The organism is Jatrophihabitans sp. GAS493 (assembly GCF_900230215.1).
Lineage (GTDB): Bacteria > Actinomycetota > Actinomycetes > Mycobacteriales > Jatrophihabitantaceae > MT45.
In genome coordinates, this window is the sequence record NZ_LT907982.1 from 4848895 (window position 1) to 4864822 (window position 15928).

At 68.7% G+C, this 15928-nt stretch carries 15 protein-coding genes; 6 read left to right on the top strand and 9 right to left on the bottom strand.

Annotated features, from left to right (window positions below; translation table 11 throughout):
• A complete protein-coding gene (locus CPH63_RS21835) occupies nt 1-1044 on the top strand; it encodes a glycosyltransferase (protein WP_371365058.1) in 1044 nt (347 codons plus the stop codon).
• Here the strand turns inward: CPH63_RS21835 and CPH63_RS21840 are convergent.
• Both CPH63_RS21840 and CPH63_RS21845 read right to left on the bottom strand, forming a co-directional pair.
• On the bottom strand, nt 1000-2250 hold the full coding sequence (locus tag CPH63_RS21840) for a glycosyltransferase family 4 protein (protein WP_096304829.1): 1251 nt from the start codon (nt 2248-2250) through the stop codon (nt 1000-1002). The two genes, CPH63_RS21835 and CPH63_RS21840, sit on opposite strands and share 45 nt — an antisense overlap.
• Nucleotides 2250-3434: a class I SAM-dependent methyltransferase gene (locus CPH63_RS21845; protein WP_197704493.1), complete on the bottom strand. Its 1185-nt coding sequence runs from the start codon at nt 3432-3434 to the stop codon at nt 2250-2252. Before CPH63_RS21845 ends, CPH63_RS21840 begins: the two co-directional genes overlap by 1 nt.
• Nucleotides 3435-3760: 326 nt before the next feature.
• On the opposite strand from CPH63_RS21845, the gene CPH63_RS21850 reads away from it, so the two are divergent.
• Nucleotides 3761-5083 carry a glutamate-1-semialdehyde 2,1-aminomutase gene (locus tag CPH63_RS21850; protein WP_096304830.1) on the top strand — a complete coding sequence of 441 codons (1323 nt, stop codon included), beginning with the start codon at nt 3761-3763 and terminating at the stop codon, nt 5081-5083.
• The gene (locus CPH63_RS21855) at nt 5080-5622 is read left to right on the top strand and encodes a dTDP-4-dehydrorhamnose 3,5-epimerase family protein (protein ID WP_096304831.1); all 543 of its coding nucleotides are present in this window, start codon (nt 5080-5082) and stop codon (nt 5620-5622) included. Before CPH63_RS21850 ends, CPH63_RS21855 begins: the two co-directional genes overlap by 4 nt.
• A gap of 11 nt (nt 5623-5633) precedes the next feature.
• Here the strand turns inward: CPH63_RS21855 and CPH63_RS21860 are convergent, their stop codons facing one another.
• Entirely contained in the window at nt 5634-6404 is a 771-nt protein-coding gene (locus CPH63_RS21860) for a GNAT family N-acetyltransferase (RefSeq protein WP_096304832.1), read from the bottom strand.
• The gene (locus tag CPH63_RS21865) at nt 6401-7867 is read right to left on the bottom strand and encodes a flippase (protein ID WP_096304833.1); all 1467 of its coding nucleotides are present in this window, start codon (nt 7865-7867) and stop codon (nt 6401-6403) included. The genes CPH63_RS21860 and CPH63_RS21865 overlap by 4 nt, the downstream gene beginning before the upstream one ends.
• Nucleotides 7868-7926: 59 nt before the next feature.
• On the opposite strand from CPH63_RS21865, the gene CPH63_RS21870 reads away from it, so the two are divergent.
• Entirely contained in the window at nt 7927-9042 is a 1116-nt protein-coding gene (locus CPH63_RS21870) for a glycosyltransferase family 4 protein (protein ID WP_096304834.1), read from the top strand.
• A gap of 5 nt (nt 9043-9047) precedes the next feature.
• Here CPH63_RS21870 and CPH63_RS21875 read toward each other — a convergent pair whose 3' ends face one another.
• Nucleotides 9048-9749, bottom strand: a complete 702-nt coding sequence (locus CPH63_RS21875; RefSeq protein ID WP_096304835.1) for a hypothetical protein — start codon at nt 9747-9749, stop codon at nt 9048-9050.
• Nucleotides 9750-9795: 46 nt separating this feature from the next.
• Between CPH63_RS21875 and CPH63_RS21880 the strand changes: the two genes are divergently transcribed.
• Together CPH63_RS21880 and CPH63_RS21885 are read left to right on the top strand one after the other, a co-directional pair.
• Nucleotides 9796-10656 (top strand): hypothetical protein, encoded by an 861-nt coding sequence (locus CPH63_RS21880; RefSeq protein ID WP_096304836.1) that lies wholly within the window; start codon nt 9796-9798, stop codon nt 10654-10656.
• Nucleotides 10657-10658: 2 nt separating this feature from the next.
• Nucleotides 10659-12128: an O-antigen ligase gene (locus CPH63_RS21885; RefSeq protein WP_096304837.1), complete on the top strand. Its 1470-nt coding sequence runs from the start codon at nt 10659-10661 to the stop codon at nt 12126-12128.
• On the opposite strand, the gene CPH63_RS21890 is transcribed toward CPH63_RS21885, so the two are convergent.
• Genes CPH63_RS21890 through CPH63_RS21905 form a run of 4 tightly spaced genes read right to left on the bottom strand, consistent with a single transcriptional unit; the run spans nt 12052 to nt 15927 of the window.
• Nucleotides 12052-13080: an NAD(P)-dependent oxidoreductase gene (locus CPH63_RS21890; RefSeq protein ID WP_096301002.1), complete on the bottom strand. Its 1029-nt coding sequence runs from the start codon at nt 13078-13080 to the stop codon at nt 12052-12054. The genes CPH63_RS21885 and CPH63_RS21890 overlap by 77 nt on opposite strands.
• 48 nt (nt 13081-13128) lie before the next feature.
• Nucleotides 13129-13803 carry a PIG-L deacetylase family protein gene (locus CPH63_RS21895; protein ID WP_096304838.1) on the bottom strand — a complete coding sequence of 225 codons (675 nt, stop codon included), beginning with the start codon at nt 13801-13803 and terminating at the stop codon, nt 13129-13131.
• A gap of 12 nt (nt 13804-13815) precedes the next feature.
• Complete coding sequence (locus tag CPH63_RS21900; protein WP_096304839.1) at nt 13816-14646, bottom strand: sugar phosphate nucleotidyltransferase; 831 nt, start codon at nt 14644-14646, stop codon at nt 13816-13818.
• A gap of 15 nt (nt 14647-14661) precedes the next feature.
• A complete protein-coding gene (locus tag CPH63_RS21905) occupies nt 14662-15927 on the bottom strand; it encodes a class I SAM-dependent methyltransferase (protein WP_096304840.1) in 1266 nt (421 codons plus the stop codon).
• Between the last annotated feature and the right edge of the window lies 1 nt (nt 15928).

Sequence of the window (15928 nt, forward strand, 5' to 3'; positions counted from 1 at the left end):
GTGCTGTGGATCTCGCCGTGGCTACGCCCACTGGCCCGGGTGCAGGTGGATGCCCTGGCCGCAATAGGCATAGAAACACTGCTGATCACCACCGATCGACACCCGGAGCCGGTCGGCCTGCGAGCGGATGAGGTGATCGTCGACCAGAGTCTGAAGCACCCGGCGAGCTGGCGCGGCTTCGCCCGGGCCTACCGCCGGGCCCGACGCTTCGCCCCCGACATCATCGTCGTCGAGCTGGTCCGCGACCCCCGCTGGGTACCGTTCACCCGGCTGGCGCCATTCGTGACGATGGTGCACGACGATGCACCTCACGACCGTACCGAGCTTCCGCCCCGACGGGTTCAGCGACTGCGGGCACGGCTGGATTCGCGCGCCGCCGCGGTTGTCGTATTCAGTGACTACGTCGCCGAACAGCTAAAGAAAACCAGAGGAATCGACGCGCATCCGGTGCCACTCACCAGCGATCTCCCCGATGAACAGGTGCCGCCATTCGTGGCCGCGCCGGGCCGCCACGACTTCGTCATGCTCGGCCGGATCGGGCCCTACAAGAATCTCGACGTCCTGCTGACCGCGTGGCGGCGCCACCGCGGCGGGGCGGGCTGGCGGGGCGACGAGTTGGTGATCATCGGCGCGGGGCCACTGCCCGGCCAGGCTGGCCTGCCTGGATCGCTGCTGCCTGAATCCGTGCGGTGGCGCCTCGGCTCGTTCCGCTATCAGGACGTGATCGCGGATGTGGCGGCCTCGAAAGCGTCGGTGGTGCACTACCGCTCAGCGTCGCAGAGCGGCGCCCAGGTGCTGGCGATGCAACTGGGCGTGGTGCCGATCGTGTCGACCGCGGGGGCGCTGCCGGCTTACCAACCCAGCGGTGAGACCCCGCTCGGAGTGGACGACGTGGACGGACTGGCCGCCGCCTTCGACGCGCTGGCTGATCCGCAGCGGGCCGCCGACCGCGGTGCGGCGGCGAGCGAGCACTACCGGCGTCACTACCGAAGCGATCACTCAGCTAGCGCGCTGCGAACCCTCTTCGACGAGCTCCTGCGCTGAATCAGTGTTCTTCGCCGGCCCGTTCGGCCGCTCGCTCCAACCAGAGAGGCCGCCGGACGGGCCGCTGGACGGGGTGGCCGGCACCGATCCACCGCAGCCGCTGACCTCACGCCACAGCGCGACCAGACGATGCATCCACCCGTCCAGCGCGTAGTCGTGCGCGGTGCGGCGGGCCGCGTCGGCCAGTTGCCCGCGCAGGCTCTCATCCTCCACCAGACGTTGGATCGCGTCGGCGATCCCGAGGTGGTCACCCGGCGCCACGAGTAGTCCGTTCACGCCGTCGCTGATCACTTCCGCGATGCCACCGACCGGTGTGACCACCGGAGCCAGCCGGAAGGCCATGCCCTCCAGTAGCGCCATCGGCAGGCCCTCGTAGTAGCTCGGCAGCAGCAGGATCTCAGCCTCCTCCAGCAGCTCGTCGCGCCGCTGTGGGCTCAGCCAACTGCGGATCTGAACCACATCACCCAGCCCGAGCGCGGTGACCTGGGCCCGGACCTCGTCCACCTCACCGTCACCGGCAGCGACGATCTCGAGCCGATCCAGCACCTGGGGCGGGAGTGCCGCGGCGGCTGCGAGTAGGTCATAGATACCCTTGCGGCGACCGAATCGTCCGAGAAAGACAGCAGTTACCCGGCCGCTCGGCTCAATCACCGACAGCCGCTGCGGCCAGCTCACCGGGTTGGGCAGCACCACTACCTGTTCCGGCCGCAGCCGCAGGCGCTCTTCGTACTCGAGCGCAATCGGCTTGCCGAGAACGAGGTAACGGTCGGCCTGCAGCAGCCAGCGGATGACTCGCCGCTGCCGGGCCGGCCGCGAATCGAACCACTTAGTGAAACGGGAACCATGGGCATGCACGATCGTGCGGACACCGAAGAGCCGCGCCGCGCGCAGCACCAGCCCCTTCCGTACAACGCTGCCACCGTAGGAGATATGCACGTGCACCACATCGGCCCGCCTCAGGCCGAGCAGCAGGAAGCAGCGTCCCAACCCGCGGGCGGCTACCGAGAGCCGGGTCCGCAGCGAACCGTCACGATGGGTGACGACACCGGTGAGCTGCAGATCCGCGTGCTCCGCAGCGGCACCGGACATGAGCCGGATGACGGTGGCGATCCCGCCCCGCTCGGTCGGGCCGGAGCCGACGACCAGCACCCGCACGGCCGAATCACCGGAGCGGGCGCCTCCTCTCAGCCGCAGCGCCGCAGGCACTAGGCCACCGCCGCACTCGACCCGGAACCGGTCGGCTCGACCGCCACTTCGCGGGGCGACGGTTCAGCGAGCACCCAGCGCCCCCCGGACGCCTCGATCGCGGGGATGTCGCGGCGAACCTCGTCGAGCAGATCGGGGACGAAGAGCAGCACTCGATCCGCGCCGGACTCGACGAGGCGCTGCACGCCGACCACTTCGATGCCGACTCCGGGAATGACCCGCCCGGCCTTGGCCGGCGCACTGTCAGCGACGAACGAGATCAGGTCCGGACCGATCTGAGCCGCGTTCAGCAGCGGCACCGCGCGCGACGCCGCCGCATAGCCGGCGACCTTGAGCCCAGCGGCCTGGGCGGCGACCAGCCAGGTCCGCAGTTCACTGGTAGTGCGGCTGAGATCGTCCTGCAGCGAGGCGGCATAGGCCGGGTCGGTGGCGCGGCAGCGACGGTCGGCCTCGAGCAGCCGGCGCACCGAGGCGTCGGGCTCGGCACCGCGCCGGAAGGAGAGCAGCAGCGTCGTGCCGTAAAGCGGGAAGGCCCAAGCCGTGGCCGGTGTCAGTCCGAACTCGGCGAGCATGCCGACGAGGGCGGTGACGCTGTAGTAGGCCATGTGTCCATGCCGAAGGGCGTTCCACTGGCCGAGGTCGACGATCGTGGTGAGCGGATGGAACTGCAGTAGCAGAGTCCCCTCCGGGGCCAGCCGGTCGACTCGAGCAGCGAGCGCCTTGCGCTGATCAGCGTCGTGCATGAGCGAGAAGACGTCGATCACCAGATCGGCCGGTTCGCCTTGCGCGTCGGCCTCGTCAGCGTCCGTGAGGTCGACCACGCCCCGTTCGACCAGCCGGGGCCGCCAGCTGCCACCGTGCGGGCTGTCGAACTCGACGACCCGGGTGCCCGCGCCGAGCAGGCCCGAGGCGGCCACCATGACGATCGCCTGATTGGCCTGCTGGATGAGGGCCTCCGGCTCGATGCCGCGCGGTTCGTCGGCGACCGTGAGGTCCTCAACCAGCTGCGCCAACCCACACCGACCGCAGACGGCCATCTGCAGCGGAAAGACCTCCGTCTGAGCGGAGTCGCTCAGTAACGGAAAATCATCCGCCGCCGGCTGCCGACCCAGGTCGAGTACCACCTCGTCGAGTCGCTCTGAGCACCAGCGGCATTGAGCAACGATCCCCATCACGATGCTCACTTTGCCACAGACTTAAGTTTTCGCAGCCTGAACCCGAAACTCACAGTTACAGCTAATCGCCCTGCATCGCAAATGCCGCATTTGCGGACACTCGTCATGGCATCGTCACACCCCGTCACGGTCGAGCCACCCTCGCAAAGACCGAGGGAGCAAGGTCGGATGATCGTTTCGGCAACGCGGGGCCGACCTGCGCAATCACCGCAGGACCGCTACGTTATGCCCTAAGCAGAGCGCCAGATTGTGTCACGTACGCCAGGTACCACGTACGTCACGATACGGCACCGAAAGTAACGCTGCCGTTACCAGCGGATGAGGAAAGGACTCGCGTGACCGAATCGAAGACGCTCCGTTCGATCGAGCTGCGTCGGCAGCTCAACCGACTCGTCCCGGGCGGCGCGCACACCTACGCCAAGGGAGACGACCAGTACCCGGAGCACCTCGCGCCGCTCCTGGTGAGGGGCAGTGGCTGTCGGGTGACCGACGTCGATGGCAACGGCTACATCGAATATGGGATGGGGCTGCGCTCGGTCACGCTCGGCCACGCCGATTCGCGCGTGCTGGACGCCGTCCGCGCCCAGCTTCCGGACGGGGCCAACTTCACCCGCCCGACGGAACTCGAGCTGCGCACGGCCGAGGATTTCCTCGGCCTGATCAACACCGCGGAGATGGTGAAGTTCACCAAGAACGGCTCGGATGCCACCAGTGCCGCGATCCGGCTCGCGCGGGCCGCCACCGGACGCGAGCTGGTCGCGATCTGCGGCGACCAGCCGTTCTTCTCCACCGACGACTGGTTCATCGGCACCACCGCGATGAATGCCGGCATTCCCAAGAGCGTGCGGGATCTGACCGTCTCCTTCCGCTACAACGACCTGGAGTCGCTCCGCCGGCTGCTGCAGGCCCACCCCGATCAGATCGCCTGCGTGATCCTGGAGGCGATGTCGGTGGCCTGCGAGCCGGCGGCCGGTTTCCTGGAGGGACTGCGGGCGCTGTGCAGCGAGCACGGGGTGGTGCTCGTCTTCGACGAGATGATCACCGGATTCCGATACCACAACGGCGGGGCGCAGCAACTGGTCGGCGTCACCCCGGACCTCTCCACCTTCGGCAAGGCGCTCGGCAACGGCTTCGCGATCTCCGCGCTGGCCGGCCGGCGGGAGCTGATGGAGCTGGGTGGCTTCCCGCCACCGGACCGCGACCGGGTCTTCCTGCTCTCGACGACGCACGGCGCGGAGGGACACGCGCTGGCGGCGGCCCGCGCCGTCATCACCGCCTACCGCAACGATGGCATCATCGAAACGATGCAGACCCAGGGCGCGAAGCTCAAGGCCGCGCTCACCGAGGTGATCTCAGCCCATGAGCTCACCGAAGCCTTCACCCTCACCGGCCCCGGCTGCAACTTCGTCTACGGCACCCGCGACGGCGAAGGCGCGCCATCCCAGCCGTTTCGCACGCTTTTCCTGCAGGAATTGCTGGTCCGCGGTGTGCTGGCACCCAGCTTCGTGATCAGCGCAGCGCATGGCGACGACGATCTCGACGAGACCGTCGATGCGGTGGACGGCGCGTTGGCGGTCTACGCCCGAGCCCTGGACGGCGGCATCGAGCACTACCTCAACAGCCGCTCGGTGAAGCCGACCTTCCGCGGTCGGGCATGAAGGTCGAGGACGGCTCGATCGGCGGAGTCCTGCTCTTCACGCCGACGCCGTTCACCGACGAGCGCGGGTTCTTCAGCCGCACCTTCGACACCGACGTGGCCGCAGCGGCCGGCGTCGATCCGCAATCGTTTCGGCAGGACAGCCAGTCCCGGTCTCACCGACGGGTCATCCGCGGAATGCACCTGCGTACCGGGGCGGGCGAGGCGAAGTTGGTGCGCTGCTCCTACGGCGCGATCCTGGACGTGCTGCTCGACCTGCGGCCGAGCTCACCGACTTTCCGGACACTGGCGACGTACCGGCTCGACGACGTGTCGCACCGCAGCCTCTACATCCCGGCCGGGGTGGCGCACGGCTGGCAGGCCCTCACCGAACCAGCCGACGTCTGCTACCGGATCGACCGCAGCCATGATCCCCGCGAGGATCTCACCATCGCCCACGACGATCCTGACTTGGCCATCCCGTGGCCGCTGCCGGTCGGCGCCATGAGCGAGCGGGACCGCAGCGCACCCCGTTTGTCGGAGGTCCTTCACCTGCTGTGAGGTGGATGAACTCAGGCTTGATCGAGAATGGCCTGCAAATTGCGGCGAAACACATCCGTATCGTGCGCTACCCAGATGTCGTGGGCAGCGGGGCGGCCGCGGTACAGACGCGAATCCAGCAGGCGTCCCTCGCGATGGAAACCCAGGCTTTCCAGTAGCGCACCCCGATCCAATTCCCCGCCCGTCGCCGGCTCGTCGCCCGTCGCGGGCTCAACCCTCTCCGGAACCTCACTGAAGTAGCGCCGCGGCGGGTGCGCCGCCTGCCCGATGTGCAGCAGAAACAGGGCCATCCCCCGTTCGGCGACCAACCGGGAGGAGACCCCGTCGGCGGCCGGCGCGTCGACCCAGAGCGTCAGGTCGGCGCTTGAGGTGCCGTGGTCGATGCGCGCGCTCACCTCGCCGACCAGCTGGCCGGAGAGGAGCAACAGCTCGACGAAACGCTCACCGCGCCGCGCCTGGGCCCGCTCGGTGAGCAGCCGATCAGTCCAACTCAGTAATGCCTCGTCGGCGCTCCACGGATCGGTCGATCCAGCCGGCTGCGGGTGCTGGTCGGCCAGGTCGTCGGCGTGCGCCAGTAGCACCGCGGCGTACCGATCGGCGTCACTGAGCTGCGGCGGCCGCAGCAGCAGCGAACGCCCGGCGACCGGCGTGACCGCGAGCGGCAACGGCGAATGGCCAACTCCAGCGGGGCGAATCCGGCCCTTCAGTCGCCGCAGCCGGCCGCGCGCAAGCCGGACCTTCACGCGCGTGTAGAGCGCGGCCGAAGTCAGGTGAGCGTTCACGTGGCCGGCTGACTGGGTACGGTCGGCTCGACGGCCGGGGCCGGGGTACGCCGCAGCAGCGAGCGAATGGTGGCGGCCCGAACCGGGCCGAAGAGGAGATTCGCACCGAAGTAGGCCGTCGAGATAAGCAGGATCGCCAGCAGCACGTTCAGCCCGGTGGTCAGCCACCAGGCCCCCACCCCGCAGACGACGGCCGGCACCAGCCGGGCCAGGAAGAGCCAGCTGAAGCGGTACCCGGTGAGGCTGCGCAACCGCCAGCCGGCGACCAGCACGCCGGAGAGCTCACTGGCCACCAAGGCGATACCGGCCCCGACGGCTCCATGGGCCGGGATGAGAACCAGATTAAGCAGCACGTTCACGCCGAGGTTCACCACATTCAGACGGAGCAGGAAGCGCTGGTCGTGCGCGGCGAAGAGCGCCTGCCCGAGCAGCCCGGTGAAGAAGGTCAGCGCGACCGCGACGAGGAGGATCCGCAGTGGATCGGTGGAGATCTCCACGAACTCCGGGGCGGCCAGCAGGGCGATGACCCGGGCCGCGACGAGCGCCCCGAAGACGACGATCGGCGCCGCCAGGAAGACCAGCAGCTCGGTGCTGCGCGAGACGAAGGCGGCAAACGCCGGGACGTCCTGTGCGTACTGCTCGGTCATCGTCGAGAGCGACGAGGCGAGGAAGAACGCCGACAGCACCGACAGGTTGAAGGCGATGGTGTAGGCGAGGCCGTACGCGGCGATCTCGGCGTGGGTGCTCAGCAGCGACAGGATGAGCCCGTCGATGCGCCAGTAGAGGACCCCGATGATGCCGACGGCGGTGATCGGCAGGCTCTCGCGCAGCAGGTCGACGGCCGCCCGGCGGGCGAAGATCGGCGTGAGTGGGATCTGCCGGCGGGCCGCGCCGAGGAAGATCAGCAACTGCACGAGTGGCGGCACCACCTGCACCACACCGATCCAGAGCAGGCCGCCGTGCAGGTGCACCACCAGCAGCGTGGCCAGCAGCGAGGCGACCCGGCAGATCGCATCGGCTGAGGCGACCGCGCGGAACCGGACCGAGGCGAGAAAGACGGGGTGCAGGCAGGAGGAGATCGTGGTGAGCACCAACCCGGCGCCGACGATGACGATGAGCAGCGGCAGCGGATCCTGACCGTGGTAGATCGCCCATCCGAGCGCCGTGCAGACCGCGAGCAACGGCAGGCAGTAGACCAGGCTGAGCCCGAGGTTGACCCGCACCAGGGTGGCTAGATCGCCCTCCTCACCGGTCACCTTCCGCACGATGACGCCACCGATTCCGAGTTCGGTGAAACTGGCCCAGAGCGCGATGTACACGGTGGCCGCGGTGAGCAGACCGTAGTCGTCCACGCTCAGGTAGCGAGTGGTGACGGCGACGGTGAAGATCGAGGCCACGGTGCCCAGTAGCCGTCCGAGTAGCTGCACGCCGACGGCACCGACGATGCGGTTGACGCGGCTCAATGTGGATCCGCCGGCTCCTCGAACATGACCAGAGTTTAGTAGGACACTAAGGTCGGCTCATGCCCACGGCCGCGACGACCAAGGTCTACGTCGACCTCGCCACGGAACTGGACAGCGAGCATTGGCGGCGGCGGCACCTGCGCGACGAGGTACCGGACGCGACACCGTATGGACTGGATCGCCTCGAGCACTACGGCGTCGAGCTGACTCTGCGTGATCCGGCCTTCGCCGCGATCGGTTCCAACCGCGGTGGTTGGCGCTGCAGCGCGGCCCTGGGCCGGGTCGCCCGCACGCTGCGCCATCGCACCGGCGGGGCCCAGTTTCTGGAGGCGGCGCTCAACCTGGCTACGCGGACGCGGCGGCAGGCTGATGTCGTGCTCTGTTACGACGAGCGCACCGGTGTCCCCTCGGCCCTGACACCGTCGCGGCTTGGACCACCGACGGTCACCGGCGTCGGGTGGCTGAGCCGGGTCGCCGACGCCGACCCGGCGATGGCCCGGCTGGCCCGGCTGGCCCTCCCCCGGGCGGCGCTGGTCTGGACGCAGTGCGCCCCGGTGCTGCCGCTGCTGCGCAGCGAGTGGGGAGTAGCGCCCAGCCGAATCCGCTTCGTGCCCTTCGGCATCGACACCGACTTCTACCGCCGGCAGCCACCGCCGCAGCGGCCGGACGTCGTGGTGAGCGCGGGCGAGGACCGCTACCGCGACCACCAGTTGCTCGTCGACGCGGTGGCGGCACTGCGGGGCCGGCACCCGGGGATTCACCTGGAACTTGCGACCGGAACGTCGCTGCGGCTGCCCGACGGCCTGGTGACCCAGCACACCGGTCGGCTGGATGGCGCGATGCGGGCGGTCTACCAACGGGGCAGTGTGGTGGCGATTGCCCTGAAACCGACCGTGACCGGGTCCGGCCTCTCGGTCGTGCTGGAGGCTATGGCCAGCGGCCGGCCGGTGGTGGTCACCGCCAATCCGGGGATCGACGACTACGTGGCGCACAACGAAACCGGGTTGCTGGTCCCGGCCGGTGACCAGGCGGCGATGAGCGCCGCGATCTCCGAGCTGCTGGCCGATCCGCAGCGGGCCGCCGAGCTGGGGGCCGCTGGGGCGGCCCGGGTCCGCGCCAACTTCACCAGCGAGATCATGGCCCGCCAGCTGGCCGAGCTGCTCACCAGCGTCTAGCGGTATCAGACCCGCAGCGCGGCCAGCTGCTCGCGCAGCGCCGCCCGAACCTGAGGCGTGTTGTGCACGACCCAGACCTCGTGGTCCTTCGGGCCGTCACTGGTATCACGCAGGCCAGTGAGCACGATCTCCCGCTGATACCCAATGTTTTCCAGCAGAATCCCCGGTGCCGGCGAGTCGACCGCGTTGGGGCCGACGATCCGGCGCAGCGGGTCGGGGCCGGTGAAGGCGCGCATCACCCCGAGCAGCGTCGCGGCCTTGGCCACCGCCGAACCCCGCGCCGCTGCGGCGACCCAGCCCGACTGCTCGCCGGTGCCGGTCTCGGGATCGACGGCGTCGATCCCGTACTCCCCCGCGATCTGGCCGTCGAGTCGGATCAGGTACGGATAGGCCAGCCCGCGCCGGGCCGCACTCCGAAGCTCGATGCAGCGCTGCGCCCAATGCAGCGGCGTCTGCCCGGCCGCCCAGTCGGGCGTCTCGGCCGGGAAGGCCATCTGCAACCGGGCCTGATTGGCCAGCCGGGCCGCGCACCACGCTTCGGCGTCACCGATCCGGGGCGGGCTCAGGGTGACTACCCCGGAGCGGACCGGCACCGGCCCGAGGGTCGCATTCCACCAGGTATGCGGCATGAGGGCGCCGCGGGCGGCGGCGGCGGTCCGTCGCAGGGCCACCTGGGTTACCCGGCGGAGAGTGGCTGGGGAATGCATGATCCGCGATGCTACCTAGCGATTCTGCCGGTAGCATCACATCCCAATGAACGTCACCGACCTGGGCACTGCGCTGGTACGCCGCCGCGGCTACGCGATCGCAGTAGTCATCGTCGCGATCCTGGCTGCCGCCTACAGCTGGGCCAACGCCAGTGCGCTGCGGCAGACCTCGACCGACCTGCTCATCACCCCGCCGGCCTTCAGCAGCGGGGCGGGCGATGTCGTCGACCAGAACCCGCTGCTGAACATCAACAGCAACGTTGCCCAGCTGGCCTCGGCGCTGGCCACCACGATGCAGTCCGAGGCGGTCGCCTCCAACCTCGTACAGGCCGGCGCATCCGGCGGCTTCACGGTCAGCAACGTCTCCTCGGACAACCCGAACACCGCGACCATCACCGCGCAGATTCACTTCGTCGTCACCGGCAACGACGCGGACAGCACGCTCAAGTCGGCGAACCTGATCGTTGCCGAGGCCAAGCGGCAGCTGGCCAAGCTGCAGACCAGCGCCACCGCACCGGCGAAGTCACAGGCCACCCTGTCGATGCTCTCAGCGCCCGGCACCCCGACGCTGGTGAAGAGCACCCGGCTGCGTGCCTCGGGTGGACTCGCGGCGATCATCATCATCGTCGGCTTCGTCGTCATCATCATCGTCGATTCCCGGTTGGTCGCCCGGGCCACCCGGCTGCGCCACCGCACCACCCAACGGCCGCCGAGCTTCACGCCGTCCATCGGTGCTCCGGCGGCTGGCGGTCCGTCCGGCGGCGGTGCTGCTGCTGACGGGGCGGCCAACGGTGCGGTCAACGGTGCGGTGAACGGGCATCAGAAGTCGCCGAACGAGCCGGCGCCCGGCGAGGGCACCCCCGCCGAGACCGGCGAGCAGACGCCGGTAAACGATCCGGTGAGCTAGTAGTGAGCGCCGCTGTGACGGACGGTTCGGCCAGCCTGCTCGTCCGGGCCCGACGGCTCGGTACCGAACTGAGAGACCGGATTCGCGACTTCGGCTGGGCGCCGTTCACCGTCTGTGTGAGCATCGTGCTGCTGCTGGTGATGCGGCAGTCCTTCACCGTGCCGTACACCGGGGTCGGGCAGAGCCCGGCTCAGCTCCTGATCCTCGTCACCGGCGGGCTCTGGGTGCTGACCCGCCTCGCCGGCCAGCGCAGTGGCGTGCGGCTCGGGGCGATCGGGATCGCCGTCTTCGCCCAATTCATGGCCGCCCTGATCGCCTTCACCGCCGGCGCCTATGCGCTGCTGACTCCGAGCCAGGTCGCCGCCAGTCAGCGAGCGCTCATCACCACCTGCAGCCTCACCGCGTTCCTTCTCTTCGTGGTGATGAGCCTGCGCACGACGCGGCAGATCGAGATCGCGCTGCGCTGCGTACTGGCGGCGGCTGCGGTGAGCGGGATCTACGCGCTCGGCTACGTGGTCACCGGCACCGATCTCGGGGCGCTGGTGCGCCTGCCCGGGCTGAAGGTGAACGAGGCGGCGACGGCCTATGAGAACGCCCGGCGGGCGGGCCTGGCCCGCCCCCGGGGAGCAGCCGGGCACCCGCTGGAACTCGGGGCACTGATGACCGTGGTGATCCCGATCGGTCTGGGGGTCTGCTTCGCCGCGCAGCGCCGGGGCACGCGGGTCTGGCCCTGGAGCCTGGCCACCGCGATCGTCGCCGCCGCGGCCGCCGCGTCACTCTCACGCAGCGCGGTCATCGGCACCGCGGCCGCCCTGCTGGTGATGGTGCCTCGCTGGCCGGTGCGCCGCGCGGTCACCCTGCTGGCCGGTCTGGGGATCGCATCGGTGGGCGCCTACCTGCTCGGTTCGAAGGTTCTGTCGGCCATCGTCACGCTCTTCGTCACCGGCTCCCAGGACGGGTCGCTCGAGTCGCGCGGCTACGGGCGCTTCTACGTCTACTACGCGGTCGGGGACCACATCTGGGTCGGCCAGGGGCTGGGCACCTACAACGTCCCCATCCAACCGGTGCTGGACAACCAATACCTCGACCAGTTGATGGAGACCGGCGTCATCGGCCTCACCGCCTTCGCCGGGCTTCTGGTGACGGCGCTGCTGGTCGCGACGCGGGTGGCCAGCCAGATCGACCGGTGGCGGGTGCCGAACGTCGACCCGGTGCTGGCCGAACTCGCCTCCGGCGTCGGCGGCGCGATGATGGTTGTAATCACGACCAATCTGGTGCTGGACACCTATGGATTCATTCAGATCTCGACGCTGATGTGGATTCTCTTCGCGGTGGTCGCCGCGATGCGCAACGTCGCTGACATCCGGCCACCCTTCCCGGATCTGGAGCTGCTGACTACCGGCGGATCCAGCGCATCTGGTCATCCAGCTTCTGATCGGACTGCAGCTTCGCCAGCCACGGCAAGCGCTTGAAGCTCGCCCGGTACACCGCTTCGGTGAGCTGGTAGCGGGTGTACGCGTCGTAGAGCTCCTGCGCTCCGGCCGCCACCGTCCACTGGGCCTCGAACTGCGGAACCAGCTTGTTTATCCGGGAGAAATCGACCCGATAGGAGCGCGGGTCGTTACCGGCCTCGCCGGTGATACGGACCGAGGAGCCCGCCACGGTGGCGGCGACGATTTCGGCGATGTCGCTGACCCGAAGATTCGCCGCGTCGCTGCCGACGTTGAAGGCGGTGTCGTGGACGGCCGCGCGGGGTGCGGTGAGACAGGCGAGGAAGGCCGAGGCGATATCGCGGGCGTGTACGAGCGGACGCCACGGGGTGCCGTCGGAGAGCACCAGCACGGTGCCGGTCAGGTAGGCCGACGCGACCAGGTCGTTGAGCACGATGTCTCCGCGCAGCCGCGGCGAGAAGCCGAAGGCGGTCGCGTTGCGCAGGTAGACCGGTTCGAAGGAGTCATCGGCCAGCTCATGCAGATCGTCCTCGACGCGGACCTTGCTCACCGCGTAGGGGGTGACCGGCGACAACGGTGCCTCCTCGCCGACCAGCGCATCCCCACCGGAGGTTCCGTAGACGCTGCAGGTGGAGGCGTAGAGGAATCGGCGGACGCCGGCATCCCGGGCGGCCCGGGCCAGCCGCACGCTGGCGTGGTGGTTGATGTCGTAGGTGAGCTCGGGCGCCAGGTTGCCCAGCGGATCGTTGGAGAGTGCCCCCAGGTGCACCACCGCCTCGAAGTCCAGCAGCTGCTCACTCGTCACGTCTCGCAGGTCGCCGTGCAGCGTCGGCGGATCGGTCGGGTGCGGTCCCAGCACGCAGGGCTCGAAGAGGCCGCTGTCGAAGCCGACCACATCGTGACCGGCGCCCGTCAGCACCTGCGTCATGATGGTGCCGAGATACCCCTCGCTACCGGTGACCAGAACCCGCACGTCTCATCCTCTCAGCTGCTCGTCACAGCCTGTAGTTACCGCCTGTGGTTACAGCAGAATCTTGCCGGCCGTGAAGGCCTCGGCGTAGCGCTGGTTGCACTCCACCCCGCGGATGCGCATCAGGGCCAGGAACGTCTCGTCGTCGAACCAGGTGTGACCCCGCTGCGAGCCGAAATGCTCATGCAGCAGCTGCGACTTCCGCCGGGCCGCCTCCTCGCTCACTGCCACGTAGACGTTCGGCCGGCCGAGATCGCCGTCATACTTCAGGATCTCGTAGCTGAGTATCAGCTGATCGCGGAAGACGGTCGGGGCGATCTCGCCGAGCAACCGATGGTCCTGATGCGCGTCCTGCGCCGACGGGGCCAGCACCACGGCGGCCGATCCGGGCGAGCCACCGGCGGCGTCGGCCCGGTCCCGGGTTGCGTGCACCGCCTCTTTGACGGCCAGCCAGTGCTCGGGCAGGCGGCCGTCGGGGAGTTCGAGGACCTGCAGGTCAACGGCGGCGCCGGCGGCGAAGGCCGGCAGCGCCGTGAAGGCCTCAGCCGCCCGGGGCGGGGTCGAGGCGAGCACGGTGGCGACCACGGTGAGACCGGGAACCTGCTGGGAAAGCTTTGCGATCGTCGCCCCGGCCCCGATCTCGACGTCGTCGCAGTGCGCCCCCAGCGCGACCAGCACCGGGCGTGGTTGAGCCCGCAGCGCAGCCACGAGCGAAAGTTCCAGCATGAACCGGTCGACCTAGCGGGCGTCGAGATCGTGGGAGGCGCGGGCCAGGATGTCGGAGGAGGCTTCGTCGTCGAGCCAGACCATCCAGGGCCGGTACCCGTTCTCATACGCCTCCTCCAGGGCGGCGCGCTCCTTCACGGTGTCGGCCGGGTGCCAGAATCCGCGGTAGGGGTAGGCGAGCAATCGCCCGTCTTTTGCCGCTGATCCGCAGCCGTCCTGTACCAGGTCCGCCCCCTCGAAGAGGTAGTCGAAGATGCCGGTGCGCAGCACGAAGTAGCCGCCGTTCTCCCAGAGGTCGAGAGTGGAGACCGAACGGACATCGGTGACGTGCGAGCTCTCATCGATCTGCAGGCAGTGGAAGGCCGACTGCGGCGGGACGGCGATCATGCTCGCCACCGCGTCACTGCGCTCCAGGTTGGCCACCATCTCATTCAGCGGGGCATCGGTGAGGACGTCGGCGTAGTTGGCCATGAAGACCTCGTCGTCGCCGAGCAGGTGACGCACGCGGCGCAGCCGCTCGCCGATCGGGGACTTCAGTCCGGTGTCGACGAAGCTGATCGTCCAGTCGCTGATGTCGGTGGAGAGTAGCTCGACGCTTCGTCCCCCGTCGGTCATCACGAAGTCGTTGGAGTAAGTCTCCTGATAATTGAGGAAGTACTCCTTGATGTGGTGCGCGCCGTAACCGAGGCAGAGGATGAACTCGGTGTGCCCGAAGTGGGCGTAGTAGCGCATCACATGCCAGATCAGGGGGCGCGATCCGACCATCACCATCGGCTTGGGGGCACTGCTGGTGCCGTCGCGCATGCGCATGCCATAGCCACCGCAGAAAAGCACAACCTTCATTGCTTGAGGTCCCCTCTACACGATCTCAAGTTGCGGTATGGGGAGCACCAATCGGGCGCCCCACTCCTTGACGTAGTCCAGCTGCTCAACCAGCTCAGTACGCAGATTCCACGGAAGGATAAGGACATAATCCGGCTTCGTGATCGCCAGCTGCTCCGGGGCGTGCACCGGAATGTGCGTCCCCGGCAGGAAGCGCCCGTGTTTGTAAGGGTTTCGGTCCACCGTGTACTGCAGCAGATCGCCCCGGATGCCGCAGTGATTCAGCAGCGTGTTGCCCTTACCCGGAGCTCCGTAGCCGGCGACCGTCTTCCCCTCGCGCGAGGCTTCGATCAGGAATCCCAGCAGATCACGCTTGATCTGCAGCACCGCGTGGGCGAACCCGGCGTGCCCGGCGACCGTGTCCAGGCCGGCCGCCCGCTCCTCGGCGAGCACGCGCCGCACCGCCTCCGACGCCGGCCCGGCCACCTCGACCGGTCGGGCGAAGGCCCGAATGGAGCCACCGTGGGTGGCGAGTTCCTCGACGTCGACCACCTCCAGACCACCGGATCGCAGCGCCCGGATGAGGGTCAGCAGCGTGTAGTACTGGAAGTGCTCGTGGTAGATGGTGTCGTACTGGCGCCGCTCGATGAGCCGGAGCAGGTGCTGCACCTCGATGGTGACCCAGCCGTCGTCGGCGACCAGGGCCCGCAGGCCCTTGGTGAATCCGATCAGGTCCGGAATGTGGGCGTAGACGTTGTTGGCCGCCACCAGGTTCGCCCGGCCGAACTCCTCAGCCGCCTCGAAGCCGGTCTTCTCACCGAGGAAGCAGACCTGGGTGCGGATCCCCTTCTCGACGGCGACCTCGGCGATGTTGGCCGCCGGCTCGATGCCGAGCACCGGGATGTCACGGGCCACGAAGTGCTGCAGCAGGTAGCCGTCGTTACTGGCGACCTCGACGACGAGGCTGTCGCGGCCAAGCCCCAGGCGTTCGATCATCGCGTCGGCGTAGCGCTTGGCGTGGGCGACCCAGCTGTCGGAGAAGGAGGAGAAGTACGCGTACTCGGAGAAGATCTCGTCCGGGTCGATGTAGTCGGGCAGCTGAACCAGCAGGCAGGAGGGGCAGAGTCGCACATGCAGCGGATAGGTGCGCTCCATCGCGTCGAGCTCGTCGGCGACCAGGAAATTCTCACACGGCGGGGACATTCCGAGGTCGACAAAGGTCTCGCTCAACGGGGTCTGACAGAGCCGGCACAGCGGGAGATTCTCCACGGTCACGCGCTCGCTGCCCTCTCTGTCGTCCATC

Coding starts and splice junctions, on each gene's coding strand:
- CPH63_RS21855 (WP_096304831.1), top strand. CDS start 5,080: ATGAAGGTCGAGGACGGCTCGATCGGCGGAGTCCTGCTCTTCACGCCG.
- CPH63_RS21870 (WP_096304834.1), top strand. CDS start 7,927: ATGCCCACGGCCGCGACGACCAAGGTCTACGTCGACCTCGCCACGGAA.
- CPH63_RS21875 (WP_096304835.1), bottom strand. CDS start 9,749: ATGCATTCCCCAGCCACTCTCCGCCGGGTAACCCAGGTGGCCCTGCGA.
- CPH63_RS21880 (WP_096304836.1), top strand. CDS start 9,796: ATGAACGTCACCGACCTGGGCACTGCGCTGGTACGCCGCCGCGGCTAC.
- CPH63_RS21895 (WP_096304838.1), bottom strand. CDS start 13,803: ATGCTGGAACTTTCGCTCGTGGCTGCGCTGCGGGCTCAACCACGCCCG.
- CPH63_RS21900 (WP_096304839.1), bottom strand. CDS start 14,646: ATGAAGGTTGTGCTTTTCTGCGGTGGCTATGGCATGCGCATGCGCGAC.
- CPH63_RS21905 (WP_096304840.1), bottom strand. CDS start 15,927: ATGGACGACAGAGAGGGCAGCGAGCGCGTGACCGTGGAGAATCTCCCG.